19 protein-coding genes and 1 pseudogene are annotated in these 20,431 nt (G+C 69.5%); 12 read left to right on the top strand and 8 right to left on the bottom strand.

Going from position 1 to position 20,431, the window contains the following annotated elements; genetic code table 11:
- Positions 1 to 57: 57 nt before the first annotated feature.
- Together A5624_RS04975 and A5624_RS04980 are read right to left on the bottom strand one after the other, a co-directional pair.
- Positions 58 to 783 (bottom strand): pirin-like bicupin family protein, encoded by a 726-nt coding sequence (locus tag A5624_RS04975; protein ID WP_066862472.1) that lies wholly within the window; start codon positions 781 to 783, stop codon positions 58 to 60.
- 25 nt (positions 784 to 808) lie between these two features.
- Positions 809 to 1,633 (bottom strand): MarR family transcriptional regulator, encoded by an 825-nt coding sequence (locus A5624_RS04980; RefSeq protein ID WP_369827438.1) that lies wholly within the window; start codon positions 1,631 to 1,633, stop codon positions 809 to 811.
- Positions 1,634 to 1,761: 128 nt separating this feature from the next.
- Here A5624_RS04980 and A5624_RS04985 point away from each other — a divergent pair, with 128 nt between their 5' ends.
- Positions 1,762 to 2,895 (top strand): dihydrodipicolinate reductase, encoded by a 1,134-nt coding sequence (locus A5624_RS04985; RefSeq protein ID WP_156748819.1) that lies wholly within the window; start codon positions 1,762 to 1,764, stop codon positions 2,893 to 2,895.
- Between the two features lie 53 nt (positions 2,896 to 2,948).
- Here the strand turns inward: A5624_RS04985 and A5624_RS04990 are convergent, their stop codons facing one another.
- Complete coding sequence (locus A5624_RS04990; RefSeq protein WP_066862482.1) at positions 2,949 to 4,358, bottom strand: alpha/beta hydrolase domain-containing protein; 1,410 nt, start codon at positions 4,356 to 4,358, stop codon at positions 2,949 to 2,951.
- 13 nt (positions 4,359 to 4,371) lie between these two features.
- A pseudogene (locus A5624_RS04995) lies at positions 4,372 to 5,506 on the bottom strand (sigma-70 family RNA polymerase sigma factor).
- On the opposite strand from A5624_RS04995, the gene A5624_RS05000 reads away from it, so the two are divergent.
- The 4 genes from A5624_RS05000 to A5624_RS05015 all read left to right on the top strand — a co-directional run bounded on the left by A5624_RS05000 (position 5,499) and on the right by A5624_RS05015 (position 9,738).
- Positions 5,499 to 6,293, top strand: coding sequence for an alpha/beta hydrolase (locus A5624_RS05000; RefSeq protein WP_231997748.1), 795 nt, complete (start codon positions 5,499 to 5,501; stop codon positions 6,291 to 6,293). The pseudogene A5624_RS04995 and the gene A5624_RS05000 sit on opposite strands and share 8 nt — an antisense overlap.
- Before the next feature lie 66 nt (positions 6,294 to 6,359).
- Positions 6,360 to 7,109, top strand: coding sequence for a DUF2786 domain-containing protein (locus A5624_RS05005; RefSeq protein ID WP_066862489.1), 750 nt, complete (start codon positions 6,360 to 6,362; stop codon positions 7,107 to 7,109).
- Positions 7,106 to 7,618, top strand: coding sequence for a TIGR04338 family metallohydrolase (locus tag A5624_RS05010; protein WP_066862492.1), 513 nt, complete (start codon positions 7,106 to 7,108; stop codon positions 7,616 to 7,618). Before A5624_RS05005 ends, A5624_RS05010 begins: the two co-directional genes overlap by 4 nt.
- A 44-nt stretch (positions 7,619 to 7,662) precedes the next feature.
- Complete coding sequence (locus A5624_RS05015) at positions 7,663 to 9,738, top strand: beta-glucosidase (protein WP_066862526.1); 2,076 nt, start codon at positions 7,663 to 7,665, stop codon at positions 9,736 to 9,738.
- Positions 9,739 to 9,780: 42 nt separating this feature from the next.
- On the opposite strand, the gene A5624_RS27210 is transcribed toward A5624_RS05015, so the two are convergent.
- Positions 9,781 to 9,927, bottom strand: a complete 147-nt coding sequence (locus tag A5624_RS27210; RefSeq protein ID WP_067124138.1) for a metallothionein — start codon at positions 9,925 to 9,927, stop codon at positions 9,781 to 9,783.
- A gap of 157 nt (positions 9,928 to 10,084) precedes the next feature.
- On the opposite strand from A5624_RS27210, the gene A5624_RS05020 reads away from it, so the two are divergent.
- A complete protein-coding gene (locus tag A5624_RS05020) occupies positions 10,085 to 10,738 on the top strand; it encodes an O-methyltransferase (RefSeq protein WP_066862495.1) in 654 nt (217 codons plus the stop codon).
- A 4-nt stretch (positions 10,739 to 10,742) separates the two neighbouring features.
- On the opposite strand, the gene A5624_RS05025 is transcribed toward A5624_RS05020, so the two are convergent.
- Positions 10,743 to 11,726, bottom strand: a complete 984-nt coding sequence (locus A5624_RS05025) for a nitronate monooxygenase family protein (RefSeq protein ID WP_066862499.1) — start codon at positions 11,724 to 11,726, stop codon at positions 10,743 to 10,745.
- A gap of 162 nt (positions 11,727 to 11,888) precedes the next feature.
- Here A5624_RS05025 and A5624_RS05030 point away from each other — a divergent pair, with 162 nt between their 5' ends.
- Complete coding sequence (locus A5624_RS05030) at positions 11,889 to 12,329, top strand: SPW repeat protein (RefSeq protein ID WP_066862502.1); 441 nt, start codon at positions 11,889 to 11,891, stop codon at positions 12,327 to 12,329.
- Between the two features lie 69 nt (positions 12,330 to 12,398).
- On the opposite strand, the gene ilvD is transcribed toward A5624_RS05030, so the two are convergent.
- Positions 12,399 to 14,111 (bottom strand): dihydroxy-acid dehydratase, encoded by a 1,713-nt coding sequence (gene ilvD / locus A5624_RS05035; RefSeq protein ID WP_066862505.1) that lies wholly within the window; start codon positions 14,109 to 14,111, stop codon positions 12,399 to 12,401.
- A 118-nt stretch (positions 14,112 to 14,229) separates the two neighbouring features.
- Here ilvD and A5624_RS05040 point away from each other — a divergent pair, with 118 nt between their 5' ends.
- From A5624_RS05040 to A5624_RS05060, 5 genes are all read left to right on the top strand, one after another.
- Complete coding sequence (locus A5624_RS05040) at positions 14,230 to 14,520, top strand: metal-sensitive transcriptional regulator (RefSeq protein ID WP_066862508.1); 291 nt, start codon at positions 14,230 to 14,232, stop codon at positions 14,518 to 14,520.
- 134 nt (positions 14,521 to 14,654) lie between these two features.
- Complete coding sequence (locus A5624_RS05045) at positions 14,655 to 15,887, top strand: MFS transporter (protein WP_066862511.1); 1,233 nt, start codon at positions 14,655 to 14,657, stop codon at positions 15,885 to 15,887.
- A 117-nt stretch (positions 15,888 to 16,004) separates the two neighbouring features.
- Positions 16,005 to 17,045: a L,D-transpeptidase family protein gene (locus tag A5624_RS05050; RefSeq protein WP_066862514.1), complete on the top strand. Its 1,041-nt coding sequence runs from the start codon at positions 16,005 to 16,007 to the stop codon at positions 17,043 to 17,045.
- A gap of 141 nt (positions 17,046 to 17,186) precedes the next feature.
- Positions 17,187 to 17,792, top strand: coding sequence for a TetR/AcrR family transcriptional regulator (locus tag A5624_RS05055; protein ID WP_066862517.1), 606 nt, complete (start codon positions 17,187 to 17,189; stop codon positions 17,790 to 17,792).
- Positions 17,782 to 20,184, top strand: coding sequence for a molybdopterin-dependent oxidoreductase (locus A5624_RS05060; protein ID WP_082990487.1), 2,403 nt, complete (start codon positions 17,782 to 17,784; stop codon positions 20,182 to 20,184). Before A5624_RS05055 ends, A5624_RS05060 begins: the two co-directional genes overlap by 11 nt.
- Here A5624_RS05060 and A5624_RS05065 read toward each other — a convergent pair.
- On the bottom strand, positions 20,168 to 20,431 hold a 264-nt coding region (locus A5624_RS05065), incomplete at its 5' end, for a molybdopterin dinucleotide binding domain-containing protein (protein WP_304441835.1). The genes A5624_RS05060 and A5624_RS05065 overlap by 17 nt on opposite strands.

The following is a 20,431-nucleotide window of genomic DNA, read 5'->3' on the forward strand; positions in this document are numbered from 1 at the left end:
CCGACTCCTGTTCTGTCGTGCCCACTTTATGGGCTGGCCCGCCGACCCTCTACGGCCTCAGTCGCCCAGCTTCGCGTGCATCTCCCAGATCAGCAGTTCCGCCGGCTCGCGCGCGCTGACGCGCCGGCCGTCGGCGTCGGTGAAGCGCACCGCGTCACCCTCGTCGACGTCCCCGATGCCTTCTATGACGGCCTGGCCCCGGGCCACGAAGAGGTGCAGGTAGGGGGCCCGCGGAAGGTTTACCGATGCGCTGGCCGGCAATCGGGTTCCGTGCAGCGCGGCGTTGCGATTGTGCAGGGTGATCGCGGCGTCGTGCGCGGGCCTCCCCGAGGCGATCGTCACGAGATTGCCCGCCATCAGCTTGTCGTCGATCTCGTGCTGCTGGTAGCTCGGATCGACGCCGGCCTCGTCCGGCACCACCCACATCTGCACGAAATGCACCGGCTCGCTGGGGGAGTCGTTGCGTTCGGAGTGCAGGATCCCGCTGCCAGCCGACATCCGTTGCGCCAAACCGGGATAGATCACGCCGCGATTGCCGGCGGAGTCGTGATGCGACAGCTCGCCTTGCAGCACCCAGGTCACGATCTCCATGTCCCGGTGCGGGTGGGTGTCGAATCCCGTTCCGGGCGAGACGATGTCGTCATTGTTCACCAGCAGCAGCCCGAAGTGGGTGTTGTCCGGATCGTAGTGGTCGCCGAAGGAGAAGGAGTGCCGCGAGGTCAGCCATCCGGTGGTGGTGACGGCCCGGCTCGCCGCGCTCCTGATCTCGGTGGTGGCTGACATGACCCCAGCCTAATCGTGGGCGGCGTCAGGTCACCGCGTCGGTGAGCAGACCTTGGGCCTGCCGAAGCGCGGCGTCGAGCTCCGGCATGGTCAACCCGATCGAGTGACCCAGGTGGATCTCGATCTGGTACTCGGGCTGGCCGTCGTGGGCGAATATCGGCAGGACGACGAATTCCGTTGTGGCGAGGTCTGTTTCGAGCGAGCGGGTGACCGACTGCAGGGTCACCATCGTCATCAGGGTGGTGAGCTGGCGGGTGACCTGGGCCGTGGGCTCCAGCGAGGCCAGCACGTCGGCCAGCCGAGTGTGCAGCGACCGGTGGGTGTCGTCGAACCGCCATGCGCCGTAGCCGCGGGCGCGGATATCGGCGAGCACCCGCTGGTGCTCGGCGATCTCGGTGCGGGTGAGCCGCGGCGTCACGCGGTGCAACCACGCTCGGACGGCGTCGTCGTCACGCCAGGCCATGGCCACCAGACCGAACGGCGGGTCGATGGGGAAGCGCTGCCCCACGGCGTGCTCACCGTCGGTGCCGTGGCCGACCGCGTCGACCGTGGTCAAATGCCGGGCACCGATTTTCGACATCGAACAGCCCGCGCCGAGCGTATCGTGCAGGAAGCGCAGCGCGTCGCGCCCGCGGTCGAGCAGCGGGAATTGTCGCCGCAAGCCGTGGACCAGCCCAAACAGCCCGCTGCCCAGCACGTAGCGACGATCGCCCCGCCGGGACACCCAGGCCCTCCGTTGCAGCTCGGCCAACACCAGCGCGCAGGTGGAAGTGCTGATCGCGCAGTTCTTCGCCAGCTCGGCCGAGGTCCGGCCGTGCGGTGAATTAGCCAGGGCGCCAAGGATATCCATCACCCGCGCGGTGGGCGGCGACTTGGCGCCCGAGTCGCCGCGGGTCGCGGCCATTGACGTATCCACCGCGACCTCCTTACTATCCGTCCAAAATGCCAGCATATGGGTCCTAATACTAGGAGATAGTCGTGTTCAAGGTGGGAGTTTGGGGGCCCGGTTCGATGGGCGTGATCGCCCTGCGCGGGGTGATCGACCATCCGGAGCTGCAACTGGCCGACCTCGTCGTGCACAGCGACGCGAAGGCCGGCCGCGATGCCGGAGAGCTGTGTGGCATCGCGCCGGTCGGGGTGCGGGCGACCCAGGACCCGGCCGCCCTGCTGGCCGGCGACGCCGACGCGGTGGTATACGCGGCCGGCGCCAACCTGCGGCCGCTGGAGGCCGTCGCGGACATGGTGTCGATCCTGCGGGCGGGCAAGAACGTGGTGTCGTGTTCGGTGGTGCCGCTGGTCTTTCCGGACGGGCTTGACGCCGCCTTCACCGCCCCGCTGCGGCAAGCCGCCCTCGACGGCGGCGTGTCGTTCTTCACCACCGGTATCGACTCCGGCTTCGCCAATGACGTTCTGCCGCTGGTCCTTACCGGAGTCTGCCGGGTGATCGAGTCGGTGCGTGTCACCGAGATGTTCAACTATGCCACCTATCCGGACAGGGCCGCCGTCTACGAGATCCTAGGTTTCGGCCAGCCGCCGGAATATCAGGCGTTCGCGGCGCAGCCGGGAATGTTCACCTTCGGCTGGGGGCCGGTGCTGCACCAGCTGGCGGCCGGGCTGGGCGTCAAGATCGACGACATCGAGGAGAGCAACGAACGCGTGCCGTCCCCCGAGTCCTTCGACACGCCCACCGGTCACATCGCGGCCGGGACCATCGCCGCGATGCGCTCGACGCTCACCGGGTACGTCGACGGAAAGCCGACGTTCGTGCTCGACCACGTGACCCGCATGCGTGACGACATCGCCCCGGACTGGCCGCAGCCGCACATCTCGATCCCGCCGAAGGACCTCGGCTACGGGCAGGCGTCCGGACGCGGCCTGTACCGGGTGGAGATCGAGGGCTCCCCGAGCATGCGGTGCGAGTTCGAGATGGCCGAGGACGCCGACCATGACCTGGGTGCCCGCATCGCCGGCGCGTCGCGGATGGTCAACGCCATCCCCGCGGTGTGCGCGGCTCCGCCCGGGCTGCTGTCCGCGCTGGATTTGCCGCTGATCACCGGCGCCGGACTGCTGCGCCCGGTGCCGGGTCCGCCGCCGGACAGCCGGTTGTTCTAGCCCGGCGACGGTGAGCGCCGGGACGGCGCGAGTAAGGAGCCGGGCGATCTTACCTAGCCCGGCTCGCCGGGATACGTCGCGGCGGCGAGCTGCAGAATCTCGGCGCGATCGGCCGCCAGGATGAACCCGGAGCCGATCGCCGCGTCGAGGGCCGCGGTGAAGCTATCCAGATACTGCGCGCGCCCACCCGGGTAGAGCCGCCGAATCGTGTTGGCGTCGAAGGGTTCCCCGGAGCCGAAGATCGCCGACATGATGCTCTCCTGGCCGCCCAGACCCGACGTCCTGGCGGTCGGCACGTCCACCCACGGGGTCCTGATGCCACCGCGGGCCAGGCCGTTGCCGTCCAGAACCGGTTGCGGCCCGGCGCTTTCCCGAACCTCGAGCGGATCGGCGTGGGGGGCCGGCTCGCCGGTGCCGACCCAGGCGTTCAGCGCCGCGAGCGCCGCCTGCACCACGTAGTGATGCTGGGGGCCGAAGTTGATGTAGTGCGCGAGTTGCTGGCCCATCAACACGTCGGTCGGCGCGTAGCCGGCCACGATCGCCTCCAGCGGTGCCGAGCCGCTGTCGATGAACGCCACCTGAATCGTGTAGTTGTCGGCGTGGGCGGCCCCGGCGATCTCCCAGACCCGCAGCCGTTCGTTGTCCGGCTGCCTGGCGAAGTAGTAGCCGTCGCGTGGGCCGCCGAAGACGTCGGTCTCGGTGACGACCGCGAGCAGCGGAACGCGCAGGTCCGGACGGAACGGGACCGCCTGCCGTGCAACGGATTCGGCGAAGATCGAGCCGCCGTCCAGGGGTGCGGCCGGGCCGAACCGGGAGTGCACCAGGAAGCCGTCGTAGCCGGGGGTCAGCGGGTCGACGGCGTTGATGTAGGTGGTGAGGAACATCGCGGATTGCGATTCGCCCACCGCGATCACGCGCCGGGCGGGCAGGCCGCGCAGGACGGCGCCGTGTTCACCGCTTCTGAGCAGGCCGCCGACCTGGGCGAAGATGTCGTAGGCGAACGCGTCGCCGGGGTGCTGCAGGTCCGCGTATCGTTGCGGGTCCTGGCTTTTCAGCGACATGTCAGCACCCAGCATGTTGTCGCCGCCCTCGACTCCCACCCGCTGGGCCGACACCGCGACGTAGGCGTAACCGCCGCGGATGATTTCGCGGTGCGCCATCATCCATACCGCGGCGGCGTCGATGCCACCGCTGACGTTGAGCCACTCGACGAGGACCGTCCCGTTGAACCGGGCAGAATCGGTCGGCGTCAGCGCCACGATGCGGGTCGTGTAATCGGCGGAGCCCGAGGGGGCTACGTCCCATCGGCCGTCGGGGGCCGGTTCACCTGCCGGGGCGTAGCAGGACGCCGTGGCGCAGACGAAGAACTCCTCGACGGTGTAGCCCACGTCGGCGAGGTCGAAAGCGCTCAGCAGCAGCGCCGGCTTTCCGGGGATGGGCGTCACCTGGGTGGCGTTCGTCATCGCGGCGGTCCTGTCAGCTCTGGCCCGCGGACAGCGAAGCGGGCAGCCCGAATTTCACGAACAAGGCGTCGTCGAGGAACGCCACCACGTGGGATACCTTCCCGCCCTGCACATCCAGCACGTGCAGCTGGAACGGGACGTGGACGTCGCCGGCGCGCATGTACATGGCCGCGGCAAGCTGGCCGTTGGCGACCAGCGGCAGCATGCGCATGTCCCCGCTGCCCTCCGCCGGGCACTGCTGGTGGATGAGGGTGACGATGGCCCGCGGCCCCTGGTACCAGCCGGTGTACGGCGGCATCTCCCAGACGGCCTCCGCGGTGAACAGCTCGACCAGCCGATCGATGTCATAGGTCTCGAACGCCGCGATGTAGCGCGCCAGCAGGTCCTGGGCTTCGGGCGAATCCGGTTGCACCAGTGGGTCTTCGGCGCTGGGCCCGACGGCCTCCAGCTGGGACCGGGCCCGCTGCAGCAGGCTGTTGACGGCGGTTGTGGTGGTGCCGACCGCCTCGGCCACCTCGGCCGAGCGCCAGCCCAGCACGTCACGCAGCAGCAGCACCGCCCGCTGCCGGGGTGGAAGGTGTTGCAGCGCAGCGACAAACGCCAGCCGTACCGACTCGCGCGACCCGACCACGACCGACGGGTCGGCCGGATGCTCGGTCAGCGACGGCAGCGGCTCCAGCCACGGCACCTCGCGGCGCTCCACCAGCTCGGCGGTCGGGTCCGAGCTGGGCGCGCCCAACCCGACCGGCAACGGCCTGCGCTGGCGTCCCTCCAGCGCGCTCAGACAGGTGTTGGTGGCGATGCGATGCAGCCAGGTCCGGATCGAGGACTTGCCTTCGAAACGGTCGTACGCCTTCCAGGCCCGCAGCAGGGTCTCTTGCACCAGGTCCTCCGCGTCGTGCAGCGACCCGGTCATGCGGTAGCAGTGGGTCAGCAGTTCGCGCCGGTACGGTTCGGCGTGCGCCGAGAAATCTGCGTTGGCCACCGGGTCACCTTCAGAGTTCTGCGCGAGAAGGCTCATCCGCATGAGCCTACGCAGTGTCGGGGCGCGCGGCCCACATCAGCAGCCATTACGCTGCCCGTAATGACTAGGACCCCCGAGTGAACCGCAGCGAACGCAGTTTCGACGGGTACGGCGGCGTGCGGATCGTCTACGACGTCTGGACGCCCGAGACCGCACCGCGCGCGGTCCTGGTGCTCTCACACGGTCTCGGGGAGTACGCCCGCCGCTACGACCACGTCGCGAAGCGCTTCGGCGAGGCGGGCCTGGTCACCTACGCGCTGGACCATCGTGGGCACGGCCGCTCGGGCGGTAAGCGAGTGCTGGTGCGTGACATCCACGAGTACACCGCCGACTTCGACACCCTGGTCGGTATCGCCACCCGGGAACACCACGGGCTCAAGTGCATCGTGCTGGGGCACAGCATGGGCGGCGGAATCGTGTTCGCCTATGGCGTCGAACGCCCGGACAACTACGACCTGATGGTGCTGTCGGGTCCCGCGGTGGCGGCCCAGGATCAGGTGTCGCCGCTGCTCGGGCTGGCCGCCAAAGTGCTCGGCGCCGTCGTGCCCGGACTGCCGGCCCAAGAACTCGACGTCGACGCCATCTCCCGGGACCCCGCGGTGGTGGCCGCCTACAAAGAGGACCCGCTGGTGTACCACGGCAAGGTGCCGGCCGGCATCGGCCGCGCGCTGCTGCTGGTCGGCGAGACGATGCCGCAGCGGGCGCCGGCCCTGACGGCGCCGCTGCTGGTGGTGCACGGGGAACAGGACCGATTGGTCGCCGTCGCCGGCAGCCGTCGCCTGGTGGAGTGCGTGGGATCTGCTGACGTGGAGCTGAAAATCTATCCGGGGCTCTACCACGAGGTTTTCAACGAGCCCGAGCGCGAGCAGGTGCTCGACGATGTGGTCTCCTGGATCACCGCTCGGCTGTGAGGCGGGGCGTGTCAGCCGGCTCCCGTACTTTGGCGACAGAGCCAAGCGATGGGGAGGAGCGTCGCCGTGAGTGACGACAAAATGCTGTCGCGCATTGCCGCGCTGCTGCGTCAGGCCGAAGGCACCGACAACAGCCACGAAGCCGATGCGTTCATGTCCGCCGCGCAGCGGCTCGCGACGGCCGCGTCCATCGACCTGGCGGTGGCACGCTCGCATTCGGCCCAGCGGTCGGCGGCGCAGGCGCCGACGCAGCGCACGATCACTATCGGGGCGGCGGGCACCAAGGGGCTACGCACCTACGTGCAGCTGTTCGTGCTGATCGCCGCGGCCAACGACGTGCGCTGTGACGTGGCCTCGAATTCGACGTTCGTGTACGCCTACGGGTTCGTCGAGGACATCGACGCCAGCCACGCCCTGTACGCCAGCCTGGTGGTGCAGATGGTCCGTGCGTCGGACGCCTACCTGGCCTCGGGTGCGCATCGTCCCACGCCGACGATCACCGCCCGACTCAACTTTCAGCTGGCCTTCGGGGCGCGGGTCGGCCAGCGGCTGACCGAGGCCCGCGACCAGGCCCGCCAGGAAGCCACCAAGGATCGCCGCCGGTCGCCGGGCACCGCCATTGCCTTGCGGGACAAGGAAGTCGAGCTGGTGGACTACTACCGCGGCGCGTCGAAGGCGCGGGGCACCTGGCAGGCCAGCCGGGCGTCGGCGGGGTATTCGTCGGCGGCGCGACGCGCGGGCGACCGGGCGGGCAAGCGAGCGCGGCTCGGCAACAGCCCCGAACTGCCCGGGGCGCGGAGCGCGCTGAGCGGGTGAGCGCGGGGAAGCCCCCACCGCGGGATTCTCAACGCTCCAAAGTTTATGCGGCTGAGGAGTTCGTCCGGACGCTGTTCGACCGTGCCGCCCAGCATGGCACCCCGGTGGTGGAGTTCTTCGGCACGCAATTGACGCTGCCGCCGGAGGGGCGTTTCGGCTCGGTGGAGTCCGCGCAGCGCTATGTGGACGACGTGCTGGGGCTGGCGGCGGTGCGGCAACGGTGGCCGGGTGTGTCGCCGCTGCGGGTCCGTGCGCGACGGGCCGCCACCGCCGCGCACTACGAAAACCGTGACGGCACAGGCGTTATCGCGGTGCCCGATCGTGACACCGCCGACTGGGCGCTGCGCGAGCTGGTGATGCTGCACGAAGTGGCGCATCATTTGTGCCAGGCCGAGCCGCCGCACGGCCCCGAGTTCGTGGCGACGATCTGTGAGTTGACGGAGCTGGTGATGGGACCGGAACTGGGGCACGTGCTGCGCGTCGTCTACGCCAAAGAGGGCGTGCGGTGAGCCGGCCCGATCCCGACGCGCGGGCGCGCGAGGTCGAAGCCCGGATGACCGACGACGAGCGGTTCGCGCTGCTGGTCTCGGTGATGGGGGCCGGCGACATGTGGCCGGTGCGTGACGAGCGCATCCCCGCTAACGCGCCGATGTGCGCGGGATACGTGCCCGGCGTTCCCCGCCTCGGGGTGCCCGCGTTGCTGATGAGCGATGCCGGGCTGGGCGTCACCAATCCCGGCTATCGCCAGGGTGACACGGCCACCGCGCTGCCCGCCGGACTGGCGCTGGCCGCGGCCTTCGACCCGCCGCTGGCCCGGGCCGCCGGCGACGTGATCGGCAGCGAAGCCCGCAGCCGCGGGTTCAACGTGCAACTGGCCGGCGCGATGAACCTGGCCCGCGACCCGCGCAACGGCCGCAACTTCGAATACCTTTCCGAGGACCCGCTGTTGACCGCCACCATCGCCGCCGAGTCGATCCGCGGCATCCAGCAACACGGCGTCATCTCGACGGTCAAGCATTACTCGCTGAACTGCAACGAAACCAATCGGCACTTCCTGAACGCCGTCATCGACCCCGACGCACACCGCGAATCCGACCTGCTGGCTTTCGAATTGACGATCGAGCGCGCCCAGCCCGGCGCCGTGATGACCGCCTACAACAAGGTCAACGGTGACTACGCCGCGGCCAACTCCGCCTTGATCAACGACGTGCTCAAGGGCGCCTGGGCGTACCGGGGTTGGGTCATGTCCGATTGGGGCGCCACGCCCAGCTGGGAGTGCGCCCTGGCCGGTCTGGACCAGGAGTGCGGGGCCCAGATCGACGCGCTGCTGTGGCAGGCCGAGTCCTTCGGTGCGCCGCTGCGCGACGCCTACGCCGACGGCAGGCTGCCCAGGCAACGCCTGTCGGACATGGTCCGCCGGATCCTGCGATCCATGTTCGCCGTCGGAGCCGAGCGCACCGATACGGCCCCGGCGCCGGATCTGGCCGCGCACAACGAGATTGCGCTGCGCATAGCGCGCCAGGGAACCGTGCTGCTGACCAACCGCGGGCTGTTGCCGGTGGCGGCCGAGTCGAACGCGCGCATCGCCGTCATCGGCGGGTTTGCGCACCTGGGTGTGCCGGCCGGCTACGGTTCGAGCACCGTCGTCCCGGCGGGCGGCTACGCGGGCGTGGTGCCCATCGGCGGCCCGGGCCTGGAGGCCGCGCTGCGCAACCTGTACCTGTTGCCGTCGAGCCCGCTGGAAGAATTGCGAAAGCGGCTGCCGCACGCGCAGATAGAGTTCGATCCCGGCATCAGCCGCGCCGAGGCGGTGCGCGCGGCGGCGACGGCCGACATCGCCATCGTATTCGCCGTGCGCGCCGAGGGCGAAGGGTTCGACATCGCCGACCTCTCGCTGCCGTGGGGCCAGGACGAGCTGATCACGGCGGTGTCGGCCGCCAACCCCAACACCGTGGTGGTTCTGCAGACCGGCAATCCGGCTGACATGCCGTGGCGGGGCTCGGTGAATGCCATTGTGCAAGCATGGTTTCCGGGCCAGGCCGGCGCTCGTGCCATCGCGGAGATCCTGAGCGGCAAGGTGAATCCCTCGGGCCGGCTGCCGATCACCTTCCCGGCCGATCTGGCCCAGACGCCGCGCCCGCAGTTGCCCGGCGCGGGGGAACCGTGGGGGACGCCGACCACGATCGACTACTTCGAAGGGGCCGACGTCGGCTACCGCTGGTTTGCCCGGTGTGGCCACGACCCGATGTTCGCTTTCGGTCATGGCTTGTCCTACACCAGGTTTGACTACCATGACCTGGTGGTCGGTGGCGAACAGACCGTCAGCGCCAGTTTCAGCGTCATCAACGTCGGCGACCGTGCCGGGGCGGATGTACCGCAGCTCTACCTGACGGCCGCGGCCGGAAAGCCGTGTCTACGGCTGCTGGGGTTTGAGCGCGTCGAGCTCGAGCCGGGTGCAACGCGGCGGGTGACCCTCGAGGCGGATCCGCGCCTGCTCGCCCGCTATGACGGCGGCGTCGGGCGCTGGCGGATCGACCCGGGCTCCTACGCGGTGGCGGTGGGCGCGTCGGCGATCGCGATGCGCCTGCACGCCACGGTCGAGCTGACCGGCCGTACGTTCGGGCGATGAGTGTCGCGGGCTGACGCCCGAACGCACGACCGGCCCGACGGATTACTTGACGGGGGTCAACGCGTCGCCGCACGTGCAGCGGTACGGCTCACCCGAACCCGAGCAGTGGCAGGGGACCTCGATGCGGACGCGACAGCCGCAGCCTTCGTGACCGCACGTCAACTCGGTCCCGGCCTCGTATGTTGCCATTTAATTCACCCTTTTCTCGTTGTGGTGACTCTTGCGGTGCGGGTCGACCGCACCCTCACTATATACCCCCCATGGGTATACGCAAGGAGTCGCGACCGGTGCGATACCGCCCCGCCGCTCGATGCCGTCGTCGGCGGCCGCGGCTAGCGTGGGCGCCATGACCGAGAAACCAACCCCCAAAGACGTCGACGCATTCTTGGACAGCACGGTGGTGGACGACGATCCGTCCTTGACCGCGGCCCTGGAGGCCAGCAGCGCCGCCGGCTTGCCGCCGATCGCGGTGTCGGTGCAGCAGGGAAAGTTCTTGAGCCTGCTCGCCGGTGCCGTCGGTGCCCGCAACATCCTCGAGCTCGGGACGCTGGGCGGTTTCAGCACCATCTGGCTGGCGCGCGGCGCCGGCCCGCAAGGGCGGGTGGTGACGCTCGAATACGAGCCCAAGCACGCCGAGGTGGCGCGCACCAACCTGGACCGGGCCGGTCTCGCCGACCGGGTGGAGGTGATCGTCGGAGCCGCACTGGACACGCTGCCGACGGTGACCGGCCCCTTCGACCTGATCTTCATCGACGCCGACAAAGAGAACTACCCCGCCTACCTCGATTGGGCGGTGCGGCTGGCCCGTCCCGGCGCGATCATCGTGGCAGACAACGTGATTCGGCAGGGCCAGATCCTCGACCCGGAGTCCAACGCTCAAGCGCAGGCGGTGCGCCAAACCCTGCAGGCGATGGGTGAGGATCCGCGGCTGGACACGGCCGTGCTCCAGACGGTGGGCGCCAAGCACTGGGACGGCTTCGCGTTCGCCGTGGTGCGGTAGGGCGTCAGCGCGGGTCCAGGTCGGCCACGGCTTGCCCGGCGGAGGTGAGTTCGTCTATCCGCAAGGCGGTTTCGCCGGCGTACAGGGCGGCGCTGTCCAGCCAGGAATCGGGCACGCCGGCCACCGGTGCCAGCGGCGTGAAAAACGGCAGCGCCGGTGACTGCAGCCGCATCAACGGCCCGGCGTCGAAGTAGCCCAGCGCCGACAGCGGGCGGCTGATCGCGTTCAGGGCGGCGGGCAGCGGCCTGGCCTGCCCGTCCTCGCCGCACCAGCGGCGGGTGGCAGCGTTGGGCACGACGCGGTGGCGCAACGGCCAGCTCAGGCCGAACAGGTTGGTTTCGATCGTCCTGTCAGCCTGCAAGATTCGTCGTTGGTACGCGCGGTTCGCGTTGGCCTCGTGCGTCAGCAGGAAGCGGGTGCCGGCTATGACGCCGCTGGCGCCGGCGGCCAGCGCGGCGCGCGTGTCGGCGGCGGTGGCGATGCCACCGGCCACGAACACCGGGCGCGTCCCCGCCGCGCGCAGGGCGGGCGGCACGAACTCCAGAGCCGGCATGGTCCCGACGAGATGGCCCCCAGCCTCGCGCCCCTGCGCGATCAAACCATCGGCGCCACAGGCGATCGCGGCCCGGGCCGCCGCTTCGGTGCCCACCATCACGAACACGAAGATCCCCGCCTCGCGCAGGTGCTCGACGAGCCCCCGCTTTTCGCCGAACGCCACCACGACCGCGTCCACCCGGGCGTCGACACAGACCGCGACGTGCCGGCGATGGACGAAGGGCACCAGCAGGTTCACGGCGACGGCGCGGCCCGGGGCCCGTTCTCGCACTTCATCTATCGAAGCCCGTAGCCGGCGTGGCGTGTCGATGCCCAGCGTGCCCAGTGCGCCCGCCGCGGCGACGGCGCCCGCCAGTGCCGCGCCCGCCAGCCCGCCACCCATGCCGGCCTGGCCGATCGGCACATCGAGGCGAAGCCGGTCCGCGATGTCCATGCCTCAAGACGCTACGCGGGTCGCCGAAATAGCCCCACCTCCCGGGCTTGCCGGGGCGTCAATTTTCGTTGCTGGTCCACGGCGCGCGGGCGTAATCTGGACGGCAGATGGATGGGTGCGGCAACGCTCAAAAGGCTTGTCGCATAACAGAAAGGTCACAAAATGAGTACAGTCCATTCATCAATCGATCACCACCCCGATTTGTTGGCTCTTCGCGCGCGCTACGAGCGCGTTGCCGAGTCGATGAGTGCGCATGTCACGTTCGGGCTGGTCCTGTTGACGGGCCTGTACGTGGCGGCGTCGCCGTGGATCATCGGATTCAACGGGACGGGATCGCTTGCCACGTCCGACCTTATCGTCGGGATTGCGGTGGCGTTCTTGGCCTACGGGTTCGCGACGACGCTGGATCGTGCACACGGCATGACCTGGACGCTACCGGTGTTGGGCGTGTGGGTCATCGTGTCGACGTGGATCCTGCCGGGCGTCACGCTGACCTCCGGCATGACGTGGTCGAATGTCGTTGCGGGGGCGCTGTTGACGTTCCTGGGGCTCAACGCGACCTACTTCGGCATGCGCACCCGCGCGGCGGGCACGCACGCGTAGCCTCGAACTCGGTTCAGCAGCAAGGCAATTCGCCGGTCCCGGGCCGCGCGGTGCGGCCCGGGGCGGCGATCAGCCGCAGACCGCGCCGATCGCGGCCGAGCTGACCAGCTTCACGTACTTGGCCAGCACCCCGGTCTTGTAGCGCGGCTCCGGCGGGGTGAAATCCCTGCGGCGGGCCTCGAATTCGGCCGGATCGGTCAGGACGTCGAGGACATGGTTGGCCACGTCCAGGCGGATCCGGTCGCCGTCCCGCAAGAAGGCGATCGGCCCGGCGTCGACCGCCTCGGGCGCGATGTGGCCGACGCACAGGCCGGTGGTCCCCCCGGAGAACCGGCCGTCGGTCAGCAGCAGCACGTCTTTGCCCAGACCGGCGCCCTTGATGGCGCCGGTGATGGCCAGCATCTCGCGCATGCCGGGACCGCCCTTGGGGCCTTCGTAGCGGATCACCACCGCGTCACCCTTGGTGATGGTGCCGTCCTCCAGCGCGTCCAGCGCGGCCCGTTCGCCGTCGAAAACCCTTGCGGTGCCCTCGAACACGTCGGAATCGAAACCGGCCGACTTGACCACCGCGCCCTCGGGCGCCAGCGATCCGCGCAGGATGGTGATGCCGCCGGTCGGGTGGATGGGATTGCTCAGCGCGCGCAGCACCTTGCCGTCCGGGTCGGGCGGGGCGATCTCGGCCAGGTTCTCGGCCACGGTCGCGCCGGTCACCGTCAGGCAGTCGCCGCGCAGCAGCCCGGCGTCCAGCAGCGCCTTCATCACCACCGGCACGCCGCCGATGTGGTCGACGTGCGACATCACGTGGCGGCCGAACGGTTTAACGTCGGCCAGGTGCGGCACCTTCGACCCGATCCGGCTGAAATCGTCCAGCGACAGTTCGACGTCGGCCTCGTGGGCGATGGCCAGCAGGTGCAGCACCGCGTTGGTCGAGCCGCCGAACGCCATCACCACCGCGATCGCGTTCTCGAACGCCTCCTTGGTCAGGATGTCGCGGGCGGTGATGCCGCGCCGCAGCAATTCGACGACGGCCGCACCGCTGCGCCGGGCGAACCCGTCGCGGCGGCGGTCGGTCGCCGGCGGCGCCGCGCTGCCCGGCAGGGACATCCCGAGCGCCTCGGCGGCGCTGGCCATCGTGTTGGCCGTGTACATGCCGCCGCACGCGCCCTCGCCGGGACAGATCGCCCGCTCGATGGCGTCGACGTCCTCACGCGGCATCAGGCCCCGGGCGCACGCACCCACCGCCTCGAACGCGTCGATGATGGTGACCTCGCGCTCGGTGCCGTCGGACAGCTTGGCGACGCCGGGCAGGATCGAGCCGGCGTAGAGGAACACCGAGGCCAGGTCCAGCCGTGCGGCGGCCATCAGCATCCCGGGCAGCGACTTGTCGCAACCGGCCAGCAGCACCGAGCCGTCCAGGCGCTCGGCCTGCATGACCGTCTCGACGCTGTCGGCGATCACCTCGCGCGACACCAGGGAGAAGTGCATGCCCTCGTGGCCCATCGAGATGCCGTCGGACACCGAGATGGTGCCGAACTCGAGGGGATACCCGCCGGCCGAGAACACGCCCTCCTTGACGGCCTTGGCGAGCCGGTCCAGGGAAAGGTTGCACGGGGTGATCTCGTTCCACGACGACGCGACCCCGATCTGCGGTTTCGCGAAGTCCTCGTCTCCCATGCCTACGGCCCGCAGCATGCCCCGGGCGGCGGCCTTCTCCAGGCCGTCGGTGACGTCACGACTACGCGGCTTGATGTCGGCGGTGGTGGCCGGATCGGTGGTGGGCATTGTTCAAGTATGCGCTGGCCAGTCGCGATGCCCGTTTCCGGGGTGATACCCCGCTGGGGTATAAGCTGGAGTCCGGCGTGATGCCGCCGACGGGCGGCCGAGTGAGCAGGGGTGGCAGATGACCGACGAGCACGGGTACTCGCAGCAGAAGGACAACTACGCCAAACGGCTGCGGCGCATCGAGGGCCAGGTCCGTGGGATCGCCCGGATGATCGAGGAGGACAAGTACTGCATCGACGTCCTCACCCAGGTCAGCGCCGTCAACAGCGCCCTGCGCTCGGTCGCCCTGAATTTGCTGGACGAGCACCTGAACCACTGCGTCACCCGCGCCGTCGCCGAAGGCGGCGAGGACGCCCAGGCCAAGCTCGACGAGGCCTCCGCCGCGATTGCGCGGCTGGTTCGTTCCTGATCGGTGACGCAGTTGAGACCTGCGTATCGGCCCTGATTCAGGGGGAGGCGTAGTTGCGGTCCGTACGGTAAGGCAGTGTGATCGCATTAGGCGCGACAACCCAGGAAGTGGGTAGTCCGGCCGATACAGACGCCATGACTGCCGAAATTAATGCTGCCGCGCGAACGTGGACCCCACGGATCGCGGCTCAGTTGGCTGTGCTGGCGGCCGCGGCGTTCACCTACGTCACCGCCGAGATCCTGCCGGTGGGCGCGCTGCCGGCCATCGCCCGCGACCTGCACGTCAGCCTGTTCGCAGTGGGCACGCTGCTGACCTGGTATGCCTTCGTGGCGGCGCTGACGACGTTTCCGCTGGTGCGCTGGACCGCGCATTGGCCCCGGCGTCGTGCGCTCATGCTCAGCCTGAGCTGCCTGACCGCCTCACAGGTCATCTCGGCGCTGGCGCCCAGTTTCGCGGTGCTGGCCGCCGGGCGGGTGCTCTGCGCGATCACCCACGGCCTGCTGTGGGCGGTCATCGCACCGATCGCCACCCGGCTGGTGCCGCCCAGCCACGCCGGGCGCGCCACCATGTCGATCTACGTCGGCACCAGCCTGGCGCTGGTGGTGGGCAGCCCGCTGACCGCGGCCCTGAGCCTGATGTGGGGCTGGCGCCTGGCCGTCGTGTGCGTCACCGTCGCGGCCGCCGCCGTCACGGTCGCCGCCCGCCTGATGCTGCCGGAGATGGTGCTCACCTCCGACCAGCTCGCCCACGTGGGTCCGCGGTCGCGACACCACCGCAACCCGCGGCTGATCCTGGTCAGCGTGCTGGCGATGATCGCCGTCACCGGTCATTTCGTCTCCTACACCTACATCGTCGAGGTCATCCGCAACGTGCTCGGGGTGCGCGGGCCGAACCTCGCCTTCGTGCTGGCCGCCTACGGGCTGGCCGGCCTGCTGTCGCTGCCGCTGGTGGCCCGGCCGCTGGACCACCGGCCCAAGAGCGCGATCATCCTGTGCATCACGGGGTTGACGGCGGCCTTCGTGGCGCTGACCGCCCTGGCGATCGGTGGCCGGACCGGCGTGGCCACCGCGCTGATCGGGACCGCCGCCATCGTGCTGTGGGGGGCGATGGCCACCGCGGTCTCGCCGATGATGCAATCCGCCGCGATGCGCAACGGGGCCGACGACCCCGACGGCGCGTCGGGGCTCTACGTCACCGCGTTCCAGGTCGGCATCATGGCCGGCTCGCTGGCCGGTGGCCTGCTCTTCGAGCGCAGCGTCACGATGATGCTGACCGCGTCGGCGGCCCTGATGGCCGTCGCCCTGGCCGGCATCGTGGCCAACCGGCGGATGCTGGATGTTGCTCCGACAAGCTCACCCGATTCATAGCCGCCCAGCTCAACCACGCAATCAGCGCTGCTCTCGGGCCCGGTTCAGCCGCGGCTGACGGTAGCTGGCGCATGCCCTATGCCACACTGTGTCGAGAACACGAGTGGAGGTATGCGTATGTCGGGCAGGACGAGGGACAGGACCGGAAAGGGCCTCTTCGCCGCTCTGAACACCGCCGGCTTGGCGTCCGTCGTGGGCTTGGCGCTGGTGCTGAGTGCGGCTCCCGCACTGGCGGATCCGGACCCGGCCCCCGCTGACCCGGGCGCGGTCGCGGCTCCGCCCGCACCACCCGTGCCGCCCGACCCGTTCGCGCCGCCGCCCCCGGCCGACCCGCTGGCGGCCCCGCCGCCGCCCAACCCGCTGGCGCCGCCGCCATGGGTTCCGCCGGGCGCCCAACCCGCCGCGGCCGCCGCCGATGGGCAGAACAACACGCCGTTCACCGGCACTGCGCCGTTCGGGCCGCCGTCGTTCGTCCCGAAGAGCGGCTCGACCGTGGGCGTGGGCCAGCCGATCATTATCAACTTCCCGGGCACGGTCGAGAACGCCGACGCGGCCATCGCGGCGGTGCACGTCTCCTCGGTCCCGCCGGTGCCGGGCAAGTTCTACTGGATGACCCCGACCCAGCTGCGCTGGCGGCCGATCAACTTCTGGCCCGCCCACACCGCCGTGACGGTCGACGCCGGCGGCACCGTGTCCACCTTTCAGACCGGTGACACGCTGATCGCCACCGCCGACGACGCCACCCACCAGCTGACCGTCACCCGCAACGGCACCGTCGAGAAGACCTTCCCGATGTCGATGGGCATGACGTCGGGCAATCACCAAACCCCCAACGGCACCTATTACGTCCAGGACAAGAAGGCGTCGGTGGTGATGGACTCCTCGACCTACGGCGTGCCGGTCAACTCGACCTACGGCTACAAGGTGACGGTGGAGGACGCGGTCCGCTTCGACAACGTCGGCGACTACGTGCACAGCGCGCCGTGGTCGGTGGACGACCAGGGCAAGCGCGACGTCAGCCACGGCTGCATCAACATCAGCCCGACCAACGCCAAGTGGTTCTTCGACAACTTCGGTCCCGGTGACCCGATCGTCGTGAAGAACTCCAGCGGCGGCAATTACAAGAAGAACGACGGCTCCGCCGACTGGATGAACTAACCCGCAGCGACAGCGCACAATCGCCCATTCCCGAGCGGGAATGGGCGATTTGCGGTTAGGCGGGTTGTTGTTGCCTGGGGGTTCCGCTTGCGCGCGCGTTATGTATAGCATCATACATACCCCGACGGCTGAGGAGCTGCGATGCGTAGTCCACGCGAGCGGATGGTCGTGTCTGCCGCGCTGCTGATCCGCGAGCGGGGCGCGCGCGCCACCGCCATCTCCGACGTGCTCGAACACAGCGGCGCGCCGCGGGGGTCGGCCTACCACTACTTCCCCGGCGGGCGCACCCAGTTGCTCTGCGAGGCCGTCGACTTCGCCGGCGAGTACGTCGCCGCCGTGATCGCCGGCGCGGCCGACGGCCTGCAGTTGATCGACACGTTGATCGATCAGTACCGCCGGCAGCTGGTCGATACCGACTTCCGTGCCGGCTGCCCGATCGTGGCGGTCTCCGTCGAGGCGGGCGAACAGGACGCCGAGCGCATCGCCCCGGTGGTGGAACGCGCCGCCGCGGCCTTCGACCGGTGGAACGACCTGATCGCCGCGCGGTTGATCGCCGACGGTGTTCCGCGGGAGCGGGCGAGCGAGCTGGCCGTCCTGGCCACCACCGCGCTCGAGGGTGCGATCGTGCTGGCCCGGGTGCGACGCGACCTGATGCCCCTCGACGTCGTCCATCGCCAGCTGCGCGAGCTGCTGCTGGCCACCTCGTCCGATCAGGCAGCCGGAAAGGACACCCGCAATGACCGGTGAATGGCAACCCAGCGCATGCATTCTGTGCGAATGCAACTGTGGCATCGTGGTTCAAGTCGAGGATCGCCGGCTGGCCCGCATCCGCGGTGACAAAGCCCATCCCGCCTCGCAGGGCTACACCTGCAACAAGGCGTTGCGCCTGGACCACTATCAGAACAGCCGCGCCCGGCTGACCTCGCCGCTGCGCCGCCGCGCCGACGGCAGCTACGAGGAGATCGACTGGGACACCGCGATCGTGGAGATCGCCGAGGGCTTCAAACACATCCGCGACAGCTACGGCGGGGACAAGATCTTCTACTACGGCGGCGGCGGGCAGGGCAACCACCTGGGCGGGGCGTACAGCGGCGCCTTCCTCAAGGCCCTGGGCTCGCGTTACCGGTCAAATGCCTTGGCGCAGGAGAAAACCGGCGAGGCCTGGGTCGACGGCCAGCTGTACGGCGGCCACACTCGGGGCGAGTTCGAGCACGCCGAGGTGGCGGTGTTCGTCGGAAAGAACCCGTGGATGTCGCAGAGCTTCCCGCGGGCCCGGGTGGTGCTCAACGAGATCGCGAAGGATCCGAACCGCTCGATGATCGTCATCGATCCCGTCGTCACCGACACCGCCAAGATGTCCGACTTCCACCTGCGGGTGCGGCCGGGCACCGACGCGTGGTGCCTGGCCGCGCTGGCCGCCATCCTCGTACAGGAAAACCTTTGCGACGAAGCGTTTCTCGCCGAGCATGTGCGCGGTGCCGACACCGTGCGTGACGCGCTGCGCCAGATTCCGGTGGCCGGCTACGCGCAGCACTGCGGGGTGGACGAGGAACTGCTGCGCGCGGCGGCGCGGCGCATCGGCACCGCGGCCAGCGTCTCGGTGTTCGAGGACCTCGGGGTGCAGCAGGCACCCAACAGCACGCTGTGCTCCTATCTGAACAAGCTGCTCTGGATCTTCACCGGCAACTTCGCGAAACAGGGCGGCCAGCACCTACATTCGTCGTTCGCGCCGCTGTTTGGCCAGTTCTCCGGCCGCACCCCGGTGACCGGCGCCCCCATCATCTCCGGGCTGGTGCCCAGCAACGTGGTGCCCGAGGAAATCCTGACCGATCACCCGGATCGCTTCCGGGCCATGATCGTCGAAAGCAGCAATCCGGCTCACTCACTGGCGAATTCGGCCGCCTGCCGCGATGCGTTCCGATCACTGGAGCTGATGGTGGTCATCGACGTCGCGATGACCGAGACAGCCAGGCTCGCCCACTATGTGCTTCCCGCCGCCTCCCAGTTCGAGAAGCCGGAGGCCACCTTCTTCAACCTGGAATTCCCGCACAACACCTTCCAGCTGCGCCGCCCACTGCTGCCACCGTTGCCGGGCACCCTGCCAGAACCCGAGATCTGGGCGCGGCTGGTGCGGGCGCTCGGGGTGGTGGACGACGCGGACCTGCTGCCCCTGCACGAGGCCGCCCAGCGGGGACGGCAGGCCTACACCGAGGCGTTCCTCTCCGCCGTCGCCACCAATCCGACTGTGGCGCAGCTGCTTCCGTATGTTCTCTACGAGACGCTGGGGCCCACCCTGCCCGACGGACTGCGCGGCGCCGCCGCCCTGTGGGGCCTCGCCCAGAAAACCGCGATGAGCTATCCCGACGCCGTGCGGCGCGCCGGTCACGCCGACGGCAACGCGCTGTTCGACGCGATCATGGACAACCCGTCGGGGGTGACGTTCACCGTGCACAACTACGAGGACGACTTCGCGTTGATCAGCCACGCCGACCGCAAGATCGCCCTGGAAATCCCCGCGATGCTCGACGAATTGGGGGCGCTGACCCGCACCCCGCCCCGGCTTACCACGCCGGATTTCCCGATCGTGCTGTCGGTGGGGGAGCGGCGCGCCTATACCGCCAACGACATCTTCCGCGACCCGTCCTGGCGCAAGCGCGACGCGGACGGCGCACTGCGGGTCAGCGTCGAGGACGCCCAGGCCCTGGGGCTCGTCGACGGCTGCCGGGCCCGCATCAGCACCGCGACCGGCAGCGCCGAGGCCACCGTCGAGATCACCGAGACCATGCTCCCCGGACATGCCGCCCTGCCCAACGGATTCGGGCTCGACTACATCGGCGACCTGGGCGGCTTGTCGATCGCGCTGCTGGCCTACCAGTTGTCACTGAACGGCCAGCCGGCTCCGGTCATCGACGGCCTGACCGGCGTGCAGCGGGTGTTCTACGGGTGGGCCCAGGTATGGCGCACCAAATCCCGTGAGGCCGAGGCGATCCGGCGCCTGGCGGTGGATCCGCACTCGCCGCCGGAGTTCCGCTGCAACGGCGTGCTGCGCAACATGGACGCCTTCTACGACGCCTTCGACGGCGCCGATGTTGGCGCGCTGTTCCTGGAACCGGACAAGCGGGTCAAGATCTGGAACTGACGCTCACCTGCGCGGGCTCGATCCGGGCGGGGACGTGCTTGTGCCACGGCGTGCCGGCGTAGGGATCGCGCCATTCGGTGGAGGTGAGCGCGTTCGGGGCGACACCCGCGGTGACGGTGCGCCCGTCGTCGCCGATGTAGTCGAGCCCGAATCCGTTGGGCAGGGCGGCATGTCCGGGGAGCATGGTCTCGGTGATCTCGACGGTGGCCTCGGCGCTGCCGGTCGCGGTGCTGATGCGGGCCCGGCA

Origin of the sequence: Mycobacterium sp. 1482292.6, assembly GCF_001672995.1 — a bacterium.
In the GTDB taxonomy this organism is placed as follows: Bacteria; Actinomycetota; Actinomycetes; order Mycobacteriales; family Mycobacteriaceae; genus Mycobacterium; species Mycobacterium europaeum_A.